The organism is Peribacillus sp. RS7 (assembly GCF_041956845.1).
GTDB lineage: Bacteria > Bacillota > Bacilli > Bacillales > DSM-1321 > Peribacillus.
Map to the genome: position 1 here is coordinate 1638869 of NZ_CP168135.1, position 16376 is coordinate 1655244.

The window sequence follows — 16376 nt, forward strand, 5'->3', positions numbered from 1 at the left end:
GAATATTCTTCTTTTATTCCGCAATTCCGGTTTGAATCATTTCAATGTCCAAATCCACCTCGATGGGAATATGGGGATATGCCCCCTCCCAATGTTTTTGATCGAAATTTCTTGTTTTACTTTTAGCGTGATCACCCAGTGCAATCGGATCTATATTGTTTTCCTGAAACATGGTTACCATCTCATTTAATTTATTACCAATGACATGTTCAGCCCTGGCCTCTATTTTATTCAGGTCGACCCCTTTGCCCAAGTCATAACCTTGGACCTCTAGCAAACTTGCTTTTAGTTTCACTTCAATCCTGACTTTGGGGTCTTGATTTACATTCGAGAAATCATAATGGACACGTGACTCCACGTTATTGATATCTGTATAGTCATTTTCCTTCCATTTAATTTCATAATTCCCCAGCTTAAAGTTTTCACTAAGGACTTTGAATAAAAACCCATCCTCATAAGGGATATATTTACCAATATACCTATCACTTTTAAACAGGGCGATCCCTTTTACCTGTATATGGTCTTCTGCAGTTTCCAATAAGGGCAGGACCGGATCGATCCCTTTACCATGAACTGCATATAAATACCTGTGCAAATCTACATCAGGCAAATTAGTTCGGATATTCTGTTCGATCAGTTCTTTTACTTGAACCCCTGGAGTTTTAATCAACTTCGGTTCCATTTTAACTACATCCTCAGCTTTACCATGAACGATCGCTAAATACAAATCCCGTCCCACCATCGGGTCACGCCGATATGTATCGACGTAATCATTCAACCCATTACCCGCCAACTCTTCACCATAGAGAATGACTGTCAGCCTCCCGCCGACAATCGGGAATGGTGTCTTTGCATTTTCTTGCTGGCGGGCTGCCTTTATATCATGGGAAATCGATTCATATACTTCATTACCTAGATCTGCTTCCTCACCAGGCTGAGGAACGCTGACAACGACCGTACCTTTGATTTTATTGTCTCCGGCATCATCATAACCTACGACTTCAGCAATTAAAATATCTTCTAATATTTGCTTTTCCACACCGCACGCCGTCATCAAGAAACAAGCTAATGTAATCATGAGGAGTTTGATTTTCATGATTTATCCCCCCTAACTTTATAGACGATCGACTGCCATATGAATAAGAGAGGAAGATACAAATAAATGATATAAAAGCCTATTTGTGAACTGATCGTGTTAAACCTATCGATTTTATAGCGGTTATCCAAAAAAAGGCAGGAAGCTAAAATGATAAGCAGGATGAAAACCAACATCTTTTTCTGTCTGAATCCAAATGCTCTTTTCGCTGTTCTGCTTGCTGCCCAAACCCCTAAACAAACATTCGGCAGCACCATGAACAGCCAAACGGAAATCCCTATGTATTCGAACCTTTCAATGAATGGAAGGTCTACAATTTTCCATAACGTCAAAGTTGCCCATATTACATCTTTCAGCTGATCTTGATGATAGTAGGCTAATGAAACAATAATAAACATTAAATATATCGACATAGTAAACAACACCCCTAAGTGTGCCCACTTTTGAGAGTGTTCACGCTTTTTAATGAATGGGTAATAAATCAGGAGTAATTCAAAACCAAGGTAATTCAGGGTCATTTTCTTACAGGCCTTCATGATTTCCAAAAAGGAATGATCAAGAAAAGGACCCAAATTTTCAAAGTGGGCGTGCTTCAATGGAAAATAATTCAAAAGGAATAATGGTGATCCAATAATAAGCCCGATTATACAAAAACCAGTTATGACCCTGAACCCTCCTGTCACAAAACTATACAGGAGAATAAGAATGAAGGTTAATAGCATCAGGACATTAACACCAGGGAACATCCAAACCTGAATGACCTCTAAATAAGTCCTGATAAGTATGATGGAGATCATTATGAAGTAGAGGATGAATAAAATATTGAAAGCATTTCCTACCCATTTACCAAACAAATCTTTATGGATGGCAACCAAATCAAGTGTTTTGGGGCCCCTGCCTAAAAGCTTGAAACACATCCAAAGCAGAACATTTATGATTAACCCTGAAATTATGATTGATATCCATGCGTCTTGGCCAGCCTCTTTCGCTATGACCCGTTCAAACCCCAATACCCCTACGCCAATCTGCATGCCTGGCATAAGGAAAAAAACAAAAAATGGGGATATTTGTTTAGTTTCATTTGGTTTGACTTCCATACCTTCTCACCGCTTTCTACACCTTATTCATCAATATCACTTTGGGATTTTTGAGTTTCCGTCTTCTTCCTCATCCTTAGTGGGTTTTCCGTCCGCAGAAATTGCGGGCGTTTTTTCTGCTTTGAAAAAGGGAGGCGAATCAGACTATCTTTAAAGTCATGAATCCTTAACGGGTAAAGAGGATCTAAATATGGACTGCCAAGCGAAGTCAATTTCAATAAATGACTTAAAATGAATGCACTGCATAAAGCTATTCCAAACAGTCCGTATAACTGGGCTGCAATTAGAAAAGGAAAGCGGATAAGGCGAATCGTATTACTGATTTGGTAAATCGGCACCGTAAATGAAGCCAAGGCAGCCAAAGCGACAAGCATCAACAAGACATTACTGACAAATCCCGCTTCCACAGCAGCTGTACCGATGACTATTCCGCCAACAATACCGATGGTGGAGCCAACCTTAGCTGGCAGCCTGACCGCTGCTTCCCTGAGCAATTCGATCGTCCCTTCCAGCACGATCGCTTCCAAAATCGGCGGAAAAGGGATCACGCCCCTGGATGATATTAAGATGGGTAGCAAATCCGTTGGAATCACCTGATAATGATACGTTAAAACGGCAACATACAGAGGTGATGACAAAACGGAAAACAGCACTGCGAAAAGCCGAATCAAACGGAATGAAGTACCGAGATTCCAAATTTGAAAATAATCTTCAAATGACGAAAAGAACGAAATGATGGTATTGGGACCAACTAATACATGAGGAGATCCATCCAGCATGATCCCTATTTTCCCTTCCGATAATACACTAGCCAGATGATCGGGCCGCTCCGTATCAATCAGTTGCGGAAACATCGAATTCCGATTATCCGTGATCATCTGGCTTACAAACGAAATATCGACGATCGTATCATATTCTATATCTTCTATTCTCTGCATGACTGTATTAATGATCTGTTGATTTACTATCCCATCTATGTAGAGAACGGCTAACCTTGTTTGCGAGATGCTCCCGACCCGAAATTCCTTGGACTGCAATTCAGGAGTGGGCAAACGGTTACGAATCAGATTCAAATTCGAATCAAGCGATTCAACAAAAGCCTCCTTGGACCCAACGACCGTATACTCGGACTCGGGTGTGGAAATTTGCCTTTTCACACTATGAACACATGGAACCAACAAACACATTTCATCATCTTTCTTGTATTGAATCATGACCGATCCGGCCAAAACCAACCTTTGAATGTCATTTATATCAGCCGTCAATTTCATATCTTCCATCGGAATTTCGCCTTTTAATTGCTTAAGATCCTTCTTAGGTTGATTCGAAATGGCAGTCAGTACATGTTCATGGAGCTGTTGTTCACTAACCAGTGAATTGAAATAGGAGATGGTAAAGTCGTCTTCATTCGGGTATTGGAAGGTAAGAAAATCATTAGATGCTTCAAACTTTTTAAGAAGTTCCTGAAAATCCTTGGAAGAAACCTGAAAGGTTGCTGCATCCTTATCCTTCCTGTCCTTAAAAAACCTCACTATTCCACCCCCCTATTACTTGTACTTAGTTTTTTTAGTGTAACCACCCTCTATAAAGTTAGTCATAATTCACCGATATCCTTAAAACACATTCAAAGGTGATTTTTTTCTTAAAACAGGAAAAGACCTATCCGAATTCCACGCCTTCAGAAAGCACGAAATCAACGGATAAGTCTTAGAGTTTTCATTCAATTAACTATTACCACTTACCTTTGGGTTGGAAAAATGCGTGTTACCATTTCACGGAACTCGTCAGCGAATCCCGCAACGGGTTTTCCATTCTCGACATCATTCGCATACTCATCTATTCTTTGAACAAAGTCAGGGTTCGCCGACACATAAACTTGGTCCACCGACGGATCGGCTCCCCTTACTGCATCAGCAACCCTTTCTTTAAGGTCATTCGGGATATCCTTATCCCCGCCGTCTTTTAATACTGCCCCTACATATGCATTATTTTCAGTCACGATGACACTGGCGTTCTTCACTTCCTTCAAAGCTTCGACACGATTTGCGATATCTTCGGAAACCCTCATATCGTTTACACCATTATCATTTTCATTATTATTATTATTTGTATTTTGCCTTGTATCGCTTACATTCATCGGATTATCCAAATTATCCTGATTGGTACGATTCAGGCCAAGATTTTCACTGGCATCTTCTTTATCATTAGGTGAACAACCTGTAATCACTAAAGCCATCATCGCACTTGATACCATCGCTTTATAATTCATTTTCTTCACTCCTCTAAAATAATTTAATATTAATATTTGCGAGGAGACGATAAATTATTCAGAAGAAGTGACCTTCAAGCCGATAGTTCCAACCAAAATAAAACCGACGAATACCAAACGCATCGATAATTTCGTAAAACCTTTTCATTTTTTTATTCGTTGGCCATTGCACTTCAAATAATCATTCAATCACGATTTGAACCAAAGCCCTTTTTCCCTCCAATTACAGAAAAAGCCCAAAAGGTCATGTATCATAACCTCCCGGGCTTTTTCCCCTCCTTTTACGCAGAATCCTCCGCTTTCTCTTGGACCCTACCGGTAAAATTCAAACGAGGAATCCTTGAAACTTATTATTTCAAGACTATATCATATACTCCAAATCGAAACGCTTATGCTCTGTTTCTAAGCTTCCACTTGTCACCTTTTATTGAAAACCAAATATTTTTGAAGGGCTCCGGTGTTTGTTTAGCAGCATCAACCGTATATTGTACGGCCTCTTTTTTATATTGAACATCATCAGTGATTCCTTGCTGTGTCATGGCGAGTTGGTCCGTCTCAGATTTAATCTGCTCCGTTTTTGCCTGAATGCGTGTAACAGTTTTATTCAAATTTTCAATTGTCGGTTTGGAATCCTTAAATGTTTTGAAAGCGAAAAAGGCAAAATAGATAATCGATCCGATAAAGAGGGCAAGACTAATATATACAATAACCACCTATGATTCCTCCTTTTATTTTACCTTTACTATACCCATAATACTTGAGCAGAAAACGAATCCCCATGTATTTTCTTTTATGCCTGGTCATATTATTGAAAGAAAAAGGAGGAATGAAAATGAATCACATGCCTCTACTTAAAGCCTGTTTTAAAGCTGGTGTACACTTCATTAGAAATATGACCATACAGCAGGCTGCCACAATCGCAGGAATCATTTTTTTAATCATTCATCCAGAAGTTTTAAGCCCCATTTGGCTTACATTGGCTACGTCCGTCTTGATTTTGCTCCTGCTTTGAAGATTGTTGAAAACCTCTTTAGCGACCTCCCGCATACTGGTTCCACTAAGGACCGCTTCAATACCCCTGCATTCAAGAAAACGAGGGGACATACTGACATTTCCCTCTTTGTGACAATAGGCGAATGAAGTAAAAAAGTACATACGGGACAAGAAGGCAAAACGCAAAAATATGAAAATACGATATTTCGATATGACCTCCTTATTCAAAACCTTCACCACGATTGAAACCCATAGGCACATTTTTAATATCGGAAGTATAATCCCCTTTAATAAAACAGGTTAAGTGACCACGTCCATCCATGGATATTACACTTGCTGCTGAAGGGGATTTCCTTATACATTCCTGTCTATAAAGTTTAATCAAACGATTGATTAAACATGGATTTGTCTTGAACTCCTTCTATAAGCAGAACTTCCCTCCCCCTTCATTTAATGATTACACCAGATTTACCATTTTATCAAACACGAAACTATTAGAAAATTACAAAATTTGTGTATAATTAGGCTATATTCATTAACACTCAAGGAGGAATCATATCATGGATACTCTTATTCAACAGTTCATGAATTTGCCTACAACGGCCATTTCAGATGCAATGGAAGGATTGAACAATCTGGAATCAGCGATTAAACCCTTAAAAGAAGAATATCATTTTTCCGGACGTGCTTTAACCGTACAGATGCCCGTCGGTGATAATTCAGCGGTTTTAAAAGCAATCGGCGAAGCAAGTCCTGGGGATATAATAGTCGTTGACAGCAAAGGCGATACATACCGGGCTATTGCAGGAGACTTTGTTGTCGGCATGATGCAGACAATGGAAATTGGCGCCCTCGTAGTTGATGGTGTCATTCGTGATCTTAAAGCGGTTAAAGATCTGAATTTCCCTGTATTCAGTAAAGGGACGACGGTTGCCTCAAGCGGCAAGGCTGGTGTAGGACAAACCAATATCCCCATTTCCTGTGGAGGTGTCACCGTATTTCCAGGGGACATTATCATAGGGGACATAGATGGAGTCGTGGTCGTGCCACAAGCCATGGGTGAAGAAATCCTGAACAAAGCAAAAGATAAAATCTTAAAGGATGAACGGCGTGCAGAAAAATATGCAGGAAAGCCTGATGAAATAAGAAAGTATATCGCCATGATGACCAACAAAGCATAATATTCCTTTTGCATATAAAAAACAGGCAGGAAGCAATGGCTTCCTGCCTGTTCTTTTCATTAAGCTTATTTATCTTTATCGGTCCCGTCTTCCTTTGAACCTTCTTCTTCATATGTGTAATCATAATCAGCAGGGTCAATTGGTTTAAAGCCATTTGGAGTATAGAAACGGAGTAAGTCACCGTTCACGACTTGGTCGGATAAATTGAGCATCGTTTCAACTCTCGTCTTGTAATTGAGGATGTCATCATTTTCCTCGACCATTTCCCCTGTATCCGTATCGTAGTATTTCCCTTTAATGGAAGTGACATCCGGTGTTACAAAATCACCATTCCTGAAAGGTACCACTTCATTATGATCTTTTGATAATAAATCCGAACCGAATTGTACATAATCTTTAGATTCAATTCCTAACAGATGCAATAAAGTCGGGAGAAGGTCAATTTGTCCTCCGTATTGGTGCATTTCCCCGCCTTCGACACCTGGAACATGAATCAATAATGGTACACGTTGCAATTGGGCATTCTCAAATGCGTCAACATCCTTGCCAAGCACTTTTGACATGGCTTCTTTATGGTTTTCGGAAATACCATAGTGATCACCATACATAACGATTACCGAGTTATCATAAAGACCGGATTCCTTCAGATAATCGAAAAACTCTTTAAGCGCCTCATCGGCATAGCGTGCAGTTTGGAAGTAACTATCAACGGAAGCATCGCCTGTCGTATGCTTACCGATTGTTGCTTTTTCCTGGTCCATGGCATATGGGAAATGATGAGATACCGTTATGAATTTTGTATAGAAAGGCTGTTTAAGCGTTTCTAACATAGGAATCGATTCTTTAAAGAAAGGCTTATCCATTAATCCATAACTTAGAACTTCCTCTTTATTTTCCATATTATAATGGTTTGCATCGAAGAACTGATTAAAACCAAGAGACTTATACATATTATCCCGGTTCCAGAAAGATTTGTAGTTACCATGGAACACAGCAGATGTGTATCCTTGTTGTCCTAAAATCGCTGGTGCTGCCTGATACGTATTTTGGGATCGGTTTGTGAATGCTGCACCCTGTGGTAAACCGAACAGGGAATTTTCGAGCATGAATTCAGCATCCGCCGTTTTACCTTGGCCTACTTGATGGAAGAAATTATCAAAGTGCATGAAATCTGACTTATCTGCTGCAAGTGAGTTTAAAAATGGAGTAACTTCTTCTCCATTCAACTCATAATCGATCAGGAAATTCTGCATGGATTCCAAATGCAAGTATATGACATTCTTACCTTTAGCTGCCCCAAAATACTTAGGGTTCGGTTCAGCGCTTGTTGCCTTCGTATAGTTGACCACTTCTGCGATATCCGTGCTATTTGCAGTCGCACGCTGAGCGTATGTTTTTGTATTCTGAACGGCATCATATACCGTATAGTTGAACATGCCCAAATATTTGACGATATAGTTCCGGTCAAATGTTCTTGATAATAATTGCGGGCGATCCTTTTCAGCAAGTCCTAAATTGATAGCGAAAATTGCAAGACCCGCTAGGTAAACCATTCCAACTGTACGGCGTTTGACTTTGAAGTCTTCCACTTTAAAGTCTTTGAATCTGTACAATACGATCAAAAGAACCGTATCAAGGAAATAAAATACATCATGGGTTTTAAATAATTCTAAAATACTCGGTCCTAAATCCCCGGCATTTTGCACTTGCGTCAAGGTTGGTAATGTAATGAAATCGGTAAATGAACGGTAGTATACAATATTGAAGAATAACCATAAGGACATCAATAGGTTCAACCTGATGATCCATTTGAACGATTTTTTGCCTCTAGCCAATAGTGCAAGGCCAAAGAATAAAATGGCTGAACTAATCGGGTTTATGAACAGTAAGAACTGTTGCAGGCCATTTTCAAGACCTAAGTTAAATTCAATTCGATATCCAATATAAGTTTTTATCCAAAACAAGACTACCGCAATAAAGAAAAAGCCTAGTATGTTATCTGCAAATAAATGCTGGCTTTTTTTAAGAAATTTATTCATGCTTTCACCTCTATTAATCTAGTGGTTTATTTATATAAATTTTTACATACTTACAAAAGACGGAAAATCGGAAACCTTATGATAGCATTCTTTCACTCGGATAGTCAAGATTGTGAAAACCACCTTTTGTCACATCTATAATCCTTATATCCAGAACACTTCCTTAGCTTATGAACAAGCCTTTTAAAAAATTACAGAGTTTTGCCCTTCTCGAATGTTCAGTACACCTATAACAAATATATAGGAACTCCATGTCTTAATCCAATAAATATCACCGTAACTTTTTGGGGTGACTGCGGATGACAGTCACTATATAAATTTCACGTCCTTCAGGCTTTTACCATTATAAACGACTCTTAATAAAAACACCAGCACATTACAAAATATGTAAAGATATAAATCTTCAAACATTTATAACTATTGATATTTCCAGGATATCTTTCCCGATAATTCGACAGTTGAAAATTGATTGACGATTACATTGATGCATGGCTCCTCCGCACTTTTCGTATCCCCTTCAGAACCAAAGCCAGCATAAGTTTCACCCGTCTATCTCCTTCGTCATACCATTCCAAAATTCCATAAAATAACAAACGGCTTTGAAGCCTGTTTAATAAACGTATTTCGCGTAAATCGACATCATTCCCTTCTTGACTTCGTTTGATCAACTTTTATTAAATTATTTTTCCTGATAGTAAATGACGCCAAATTCCCCGAAGTATTGTATGATGAATTCGATCATTTCCAGGTTTAAATGAATGTTAATTATTAGATTGTTATTCCAACCCATGAAAGGTCCAATTTACCAAAGTTCACTTAAATTACAATTTAAAAACCACACCGGAACCTGAAAGTGCATCAAGTATCCAGGCAAATGACATTATAATAGGAAGAAACTTAATTTTCTCGTTGTTATTTGATTGACTGAAAAGTTATTTTCTTTCTATAACTGCCCATATAAATCCCTGACAGCTGAAACTGGCGTGTAAGGGCCCTTATCCTATTTATTCACCTTATTTGGTTGTGAGGAGCTTATAAGCAGTTGTTACGAGATTTTCCTGGTTCCCCTCTTGTTAGTATATATTTTTCAGTCAGCTTTATTATTAGAAAATAAATAAATCCTGCCCTCAATCGAGGGCAGGATTTCCTTTATATTACTTAAGGCCTTTTGAAACTTCTTTAACCATTGCATCAACAGATTCTAAACCGCCGCCTGATAAGTACCAATAGTTAGGGTCAAGATAAATGATGTTGCCTTCTTTAAAAGCCTTTGTATTTTTCACAATGTCATTTTCAACAGTTTCTTTTGCTCTAGCTCCATCACCGGCAACCGCATCTCTGTCTACAACGAATAGGTAGTCAGGATTCTTTTCAGCAATGTATTCGAAAGAAATACTTTGACCATGTGTCGATACTTCCAATTTATCATCTACAGCAGGTACTCCGAATACATCATGGATAATTCCAAATCTTGAATCCGGTCCGTAAGCACTTACTTTTCCACCGCTAGCAAGAACGATTAAACCAGTTTTATCCGTTGGAGCTTTTTCTTTCAAAGCATTGATGTTTTCTTCAACACTTGCCAATTCCTTAGCAGCTTTGTCTTTTTTATCGAAGATTTTACCCAAAAGTGTTACGTTTTCTTTAAATGATTCCATATACTTTGCAGTATCTACACCTACAAAAACAGTAGGGGCAATTTTGCTTAATTCTTTATATGCTTCAGATTGACGGCCAGAAATAAGGATCAAGTCAGGAGCCATCTCATTGATTTTTTCGAAGTCAGGTTCTTTTAATCCGCCAGCATTTTCAGTTGTACCTTCATATTTAGAAAGGTATTTTGGAAGGCCATCATGAGGAACAGCTGCTACTTCCACACCTAATTTATCAAGTGTATCAAGAGCACCCATATCGAATACAACGACTTTTTCAGGGTTTGTTTTCACTTTCGTTTCGCCTAGCTGGTGCTTAACCGTAAATTCTTCGCTTTTTGCACTTTCTTTTTTCGCACTGGATTCTTCTTTTTCCTTATCTGCTCCACAAGCTGCAGCCACTACAGCCAGCATTGCAACTAATAGCAGTAAAGATAATTTCTTTATCATTATGGTCACCTCGAAAAGTATTTTTTTATTTAAAATTACATATTGAATCCTCACCTTCACAGAATTCACCTGATCACTTTTCCCTGCCATATAAACAGGAGGCGGCTATAATCTGGGCGCCCGCCAACTTTTAACAGCCTAATGAGCGTACGAAGTGATTCTGGATCGGCTACGAATACTGAAGTAATTTAAAACCAAATGGCATTGACTTAAGTGAAGTACACACAGATCTTATTGTCATTGATATTTTGGATTTCAATATCCATATCATAGATTTCCTTTAATACATTGGAATTGATGACTTGTTCGGTAGGTCCATTATGAACGACCTTGCCATCCTTCAATGCGACAATATAGTCGGAATAACAGGAAGCGAAATTAATGTCATGAATGACGATGATGACCGTTTTACCTAATTCATCGGCCAATCTCCTCAATACCTTCATGATTTGGACGGAATGCTTCATATCAAGATTGTTCAGGGGCTCATCAAGAAGGACATACTCCGTGTTCTGAGCGATAACCATGGCAATGAATGCCCGCTGCTGTTGCCCGCCGCTAAGCTGGTCAAGAAATTTATCCTGCATTTCGCCAAGTTCCATATATTCAATCGCCTCATCGACATATTCCCAATCCTCTTTAGTCAGTTTACCTTGTGAATAAGGAAAGCGGCCAAAGGCGACGAGTTCACGAATCGTTAAACGGATATTGATGTGGTTGGCCTGCTTTAAGATGGCAATCTTTTTCGCTAGTTCATTGCTATTGAATTTTCCCATATCCTTACCCTCGATCAGGACTTCTCCCGAATCCCGGGTAATGAGCCGGCTGATCATCGAAAGGACTGTACTTTTCCCCGCACCATTAGGACCGATGAAGGATGTGATTTTCCCTTTCGTTATTTCAATGGAAACATCCTCGACAACCGTTTTACTATTATATTTTTTGAATAAATTTTTCACTTCTACCATGATTTATTCTCCTTTAATAGAAGATAGATGAAATAGACCCCGCCAACAAAGTTGATAATGACACTCAAAGTGGTTGAGAACGTAAAGATCCTCTCTACAATGAATTGGCCGCCGACCAAGGCAATCACACTGATCAGCATTGCACCAGGGATGATATGTTTATGCTGATAGGACTTAATGAATTGATAAGCCACATTTGCAACAAGTAATCCAAGGAACGTGATTGGACCAATCAGGGCAGTTGAAATGGAGATTAAAATCGTGACGACGATTAAAACCCGCTTTGTGACAAAATCATAATCCACACCCAGGTTAATGGCTTGGTCCCTCCCTAGGGACATGACATCCAAATACTTCAAAAATCTCATGAAATATATGATTGCCGCTATCATGAGGATAATCGCCAATGTTAACAGGTCGGTGTTGACATTATTGAAGCTGGCAAACATTTTATTTTGAATGATTTGAAATTCATTCGGGTCAATCAATACCTGCATGAATGAAGACATGCTGCCGAATAAGGTCCCGAAGATGATCCCAATCAGCAATAGGAAGTAAATATTTCGGTTTTTCTTGAACATGAACTTGAACAGCAGGCTGGAAAAAATAAGCATGGCCGTAAGGGTAACCAGGAAATTGAGATTTTTATTCATAATCATGATATGCGTTGAACCGAAGAGGAAAATCACTCCCGTTTGAATCAGCATATACATGGAGTCCAACCCCAAAATGCTTGGTGTCAGGATTTTATTATTCGTAACCGTCTGGAAAATCACTGTTGAAAAGGCTATCGCACAACCTACCACGATGATGGCGATGATTTTTATAACCCTTCTCGGCAGTGCATAATCCCAATTCGGGCCAAGGTCCCAAAATATGTAACCTGCCGTTAAAGCTGCCGCTAGAACAGCTAATATTATGATCCTACTTTTATTATTCATATGCCTTTCTCCTCATAATCAGATAGATGAATACGGCGCTTCCTATCACACCAACCACGAGTCCGATCGGGATTTCAAATGGATATATGATGATCCTGCCCAGAATATCGCAGATCAATAGGAATACTGCCCCTAGCAATGCTGTATGAGAAAGACTCTTTTTCAAATTATCACCAAGGTATAGGGATACAATATTTGGTACGATCAATCCTATGAAAGGAATCGTTCCCACCGTTAACAGGACGACAGTGGAGGATAATGCCACGATGATCAACCCAAAATTGACTATAAGTTTATAATTGAGTCCTAGATTGATAGCAAACTCCTCACCCATCCCTGCCACAGTGAATTTATTGGCAAAGAAGTATGCGAGAATGACTAGAGGGATACTTACATATATAAGTTCGTACCTTCCCGACATGATCATCGAGAAATCTCCATTCATCCATGTGTTAAGGCTTTGAATCAAATCATATTTATAAGCAAAGAAAGTCGAGATGGATCCGACGATATTACCAAACATCAAACCGACCAGTGGAATGAATATCGTATCCTTATATTTCACTTGATCAAGAATTTTCATGAACAAGAACGTACCTGCCAAAGCGAATATGAAAGCGAATGCCATTTTCTCTATAAGTGCTGCCGAAGGGAAAATGATGATGGCAAGAAGAAGTCCAAGCCTTGCAGAATCCATGGTACCGGCAGTCGTCGGGGATACAAATTTGTTTCGGCTCAATTGCTGCATGATCAGACCGCTTATACTCATCACAACACCGGCAATGACTATGGCCATCATTCTGGGGAAACGGCTTTGCAGCATGATTTGCACTTTATCATCACTTAGATCCAATAAATCCAGGGGGGTAATATCTTTTACACCAATGAATAATGACGTAAATGATAATACAATTAACGCCATGACTAAATATCTTATCTTCATCTACATTTCCTACTCTTCCTATCTCACTAAATACAGCGATAATATTTTTAATTAAAAATATATGAATAAAGACTATTGTATATCTCCTATTGAAATGGGATTCATGGAGATACAATAGTTACAATCTTCTTCCATACGTGATAATGAGATTCATTATCATTATCAGTCTTTCTTATTCTACCATTTCTTTGACATGTGTCAATATATACAAGGGAATTACTTTGATAAACTCCGGATAGTCATATTGTAATGAATTTGGATGAACCAATCATGCATTTCGCTCCAGGAAATGATAAAATCAAAATAACAAATATTTACTCTTCTAATGAAAGTAGCGATATGATGAAAAACTTGCTATCCAAAGTGTTCTCAAAAAAAGCGAAAATCCAGATTGAATTTTGCCAAAATAATCTTGACCGCTTCCTTAATGAACAAACAGTTGCTGATTATGGTAAGTTCTTAGCGAATCCAAGGGTTCAATATAAGGAATATGAATGTTTAAGTGAATGTAAACTTTGTCAGAAAACCCCCTATGCGAAAGTGAACGGCCAGATCATGAGTGGCAAGGATTCACAGGAACTTTTAAATCAGTTGAATGATGAATTGAAATGATACGGGCCAGGCAAATTTGTTTGATCCGTATCATTTCAACTATCCACCTGTAATTATACAGAATACAGGTGATGAACATCTATTAAAAGGAATCACAAACTTCATCATTTTTTGCTCCAACTTCCCTTTAATAAATAAGCCCGGATAAGGTTTCTTGAAATTGGATACATAAGCGTTCTACTATATATCCCCGCTCTTTTTTTGCAGAGAGGGGTTTTTTTAGCGATTTCAACACTACAATCATGTTAATTCTTAGTGTGAATTACTGGGCAGAAGCCATGTGATTTTTTCAATAATCTAGTAGATACTTCCTGTTTTTCACTATTTCCTACCATTATACTGTAAAAATAGCTTAATATATGATAATTTATGGAAAAAGATAGATAGGAGGACGTCCGTGAAAAAAATCATTCCTGCCATCGTATCAGTCGTCACACTAGGTCTTGTCACTGGATTCCCTGGCCAGAGCCACATCGCCGGGGCAGAAGAATTCACCCCTTATTACGGAAATGGTCCAAGCTATATTCAACCTGATAACCTCTCCCACCTTTTCCCTGAACCTAATGTTTCTTTCAACACACCAGCCTTTAAAAATGACAAGATCGCCTTTACGAGCCAAGAAGAAATGATTGGTCATATCAAGTCCCTCTCCCATAGAAACAAGAACATCCAAGTCAAGACGATAGGTAAATCCACAGAAGGACGCGACATCCCGATGCTTCTTTTCAGCAAGGATTCAAAAAAACTGAATAAGGATTCCCATAAACCATTGATTTGGATTCAAGGTCAGATCCATGGCAATGAACCAGCTTCAGGTGAATCAGCATTAGTCCTTGCACAATGGCTGGCTGAGGGCAAGCTTGGTGATGTCCTCGATAAAGTGAATGTTGCCATCGTTCCACGCGTGAATCCTGATGGTTCTTATTATTTCAAACGATATACCTCCAATGACATGGATGCGAATAGGGACTATTTAAAAGTGGAGTATCCTGAAGTCCAGACGATTCATCAGACAATCGATGAGTATGAACCTGAGGTCATTCTTGATGTACATGAATATACAGTGAATCCCGCCCCCCTTAAAAAGGTGGGAACAAATGGATCAATCGCTTCCTATGATTTACTTATCTCCTCGGCCAAGAATTTAAATATTCCCGAACAGCTTCGAAAAGCTTCCGATGAACTGCTTTTACCTAACGTTTTTAAAACATTGGAAAAAGAAAAGCTTTCCTATCACGATTACTATACACTGGCTACATCTGATGATGGAGTCCTTACCGCCACAGAAGGAAGCACAGAAGCCCGGATTGGCCGAAACGCCCTCGGTTTAAAAAATACAATGACCTATTTAATTGAAACAAGGGGAATCAATATCGGCCGTACGGATTTTAAACGACGTGTTTTTGCACAAGCTACAGCACAGGCAGCATTCATCCAAACGGCAGCCGAACAGGCCAGTAAAGTTAAAAAGGCCGTTAAACAGGCAGAAACTGAAGTCGTGCAAAAAGGGCGAAAAGCAAATGATAACGATAAAATTGTCATCACCAGCGAAAATAAATTGGTTAAGAATCAAAAATTGACAGTAGTCGATTTAGCGAAAGCTAAAATGGTCAATGCCTCCATCGATTGGCTGGATTCTACTGACGCCTACCCTACCCTGGTTAGAAATCGTCCGACAGCTTATATCCTTCCACCAGAATATAAAGACATCGCCAAGAAACTTCAGGTATTGGGAGTAGAAGTGAAAAAATTAAAAAAACCTATGAAAGTAGCTGTCGAAAGCTATCGGGTCAAGGATTTAAAAGTTTCAGATGAACTGGAAAGCGGACATTCCACAAGGGAAGTCACGACAACTGTAACTAGCAAAAAACAGGATTTCCCCAAAGGAAGCTATGTATTCGACATGGCCCAGCCTGATGCCAACTTCATCTCCCTTGCCCTCGAACCTGAAGGCATGGACAGCTATGTGACATTCAATTTCATTCCTGCCGACAAAGGGAAAGAACTCCCGATTTACCGTTATATGCAACCAACACGCTTACCCACTAAATAATGCATTTTATCTAAATGACGCTTTGGCAGCTTTCATCGCCAAAGCGTTTTTAGTTTCCATCCTCCTTTATTCATGCTGGGAC

14 protein-coding genes are annotated in these 16376 nt (G+C 39.1%); 4 read left to right on the top strand and 10 right to left on the bottom strand.

All coding sequences use genetic code 11. From position 1 onward, the window contains the following. Positions 1–13: 13 nt before the first annotated feature. From ACDZ29_RS08535 to ACDZ29_RS08555, 5 genes are all read right to left on the bottom strand, one after another. A complete protein-coding gene (locus ACDZ29_RS08535) occupies positions 14–1096 on the bottom strand; it encodes a Ger(x)C family spore germination protein (RefSeq protein ID WP_375090657.1) in 1083 nt (360 codons plus the stop codon). After that, positions 1093–2193 (bottom strand): GerAB/ArcD/ProY family transporter, encoded by a 1101-nt coding sequence (locus ACDZ29_RS08540; RefSeq protein ID WP_375090658.1) that lies wholly within the window; start codon positions 2191–2193, stop codon positions 1093–1095. The genes ACDZ29_RS08535 and ACDZ29_RS08540 overlap by 4 nt, the downstream gene beginning before the upstream one ends. Before the next feature lie 23 nt (positions 2194–2216). Next, positions 2217–3725: a spore germination protein gene (locus ACDZ29_RS08545; RefSeq protein ID WP_375090659.1), complete on the bottom strand. Its 1509-nt coding sequence runs from the start codon at positions 3723–3725 to the stop codon at positions 2217–2219. 206 nt (positions 3726–3931) lie between these two features. Beyond that, the gene (locus tag ACDZ29_RS08550; RefSeq protein ID WP_375090660.1) at positions 3932–4462 is read right to left on the bottom strand and encodes a YhcN/YlaJ family sporulation lipoprotein; all 531 of its coding nucleotides are present in this window, start codon (positions 4460–4462) and stop codon (positions 3932–3934) included. A gap of 389 nt (positions 4463–4851) precedes the next feature. Next, a complete protein-coding gene (locus tag ACDZ29_RS08555) occupies positions 4852–5175 on the bottom strand; it encodes a DUF948 domain-containing protein (protein ID WP_375090661.1) in 324 nt (107 codons plus the stop codon). Between the two features lie 119 nt (positions 5176–5294). Here ACDZ29_RS08555 and ACDZ29_RS08560 point away from each other — a divergent pair, with 119 nt between their 5' ends. Both ACDZ29_RS08560 and ACDZ29_RS08565 read left to right on the top strand, forming a co-directional pair. Continuing rightward, complete coding sequence (locus tag ACDZ29_RS08560) at positions 5295–5474, top strand: hypothetical protein (RefSeq protein WP_289326893.1); 180 nt, start codon at positions 5295–5297, stop codon at positions 5472–5474. Positions 5475–6015: 541 nt separating this feature from the next. Then, positions 6016–6636, top strand: a complete 621-nt coding sequence (locus ACDZ29_RS08565; RefSeq protein WP_375090662.1) for an RraA family protein — start codon at positions 6016–6018, stop codon at positions 6634–6636. Positions 6637–6701: 65 nt separating this feature from the next. Here the strand turns inward: ACDZ29_RS08565 and ACDZ29_RS08570 are convergent, their stop codons facing one another. The 5 genes from ACDZ29_RS08570 to ACDZ29_RS08590 form a co-directional block, all read right to left on the bottom strand. Continuing rightward, positions 6702–8675 carry an LTA synthase family protein gene (locus tag ACDZ29_RS08570; protein WP_370016755.1) on the bottom strand — a complete coding sequence of 658 codons (1974 nt, stop codon included), beginning with the start codon at positions 8673–8675 and terminating at the stop codon, positions 6702–6704. A gap of 1154 nt (positions 8676–9829) precedes the next feature. Further along, the gene (locus ACDZ29_RS08575; protein ID WP_370017117.1) at positions 9830–10774 is read right to left on the bottom strand and encodes a siderophore ABC transporter substrate-binding protein; all 945 of its coding nucleotides are present in this window, start codon (positions 10772–10774) and stop codon (positions 9830–9832) included. Positions 10775–10986: 212 nt separating this feature from the next. Next, positions 10987–11745 carry an ABC transporter ATP-binding protein gene (locus tag ACDZ29_RS08580; protein WP_289326896.1) on the bottom strand — a complete coding sequence of 253 codons (759 nt, stop codon included), beginning with the start codon at positions 11743–11745 and terminating at the stop codon, positions 10987–10989. After that, positions 11739–12686: an iron chelate uptake ABC transporter family permease subunit gene (locus tag ACDZ29_RS08585; protein ID WP_289326897.1), complete on the bottom strand. Its 948-nt coding sequence runs from the start codon at positions 12684–12686 to the stop codon at positions 11739–11741. The genes ACDZ29_RS08580 and ACDZ29_RS08585 overlap by 7 nt, the downstream gene beginning before the upstream one ends. Then, on the bottom strand, positions 12679–13629 hold the full coding sequence (locus ACDZ29_RS08590; RefSeq protein WP_289314460.1) for an ABC transporter permease: 951 nt from the start codon (positions 13627–13629) through the stop codon (positions 12679–12681). The genes ACDZ29_RS08585 and ACDZ29_RS08590 overlap by 8 nt, the downstream gene beginning before the upstream one ends. 249 nt (positions 13630–13878) lie before the next feature. On the opposite strand from ACDZ29_RS08590, the gene ACDZ29_RS08595 reads away from it, so the two are divergent. Next, on the top strand, positions 13879–14241 hold the full coding sequence (locus ACDZ29_RS08595; protein WP_289314459.1) for a DUF1450 domain-containing protein: 363 nt from the start codon (positions 13879–13881) through the stop codon (positions 14239–14241). A gap of 397 nt (positions 14242–14638) precedes the next feature. Continuing rightward, complete coding sequence (locus ACDZ29_RS08600) at positions 14639–16294, top strand: M14 family metallocarboxypeptidase (RefSeq protein WP_289326898.1); 1656 nt, start codon at positions 14639–14641, stop codon at positions 16292–16294. Positions 16295–16376 lie beyond the last annotated feature (82 nt).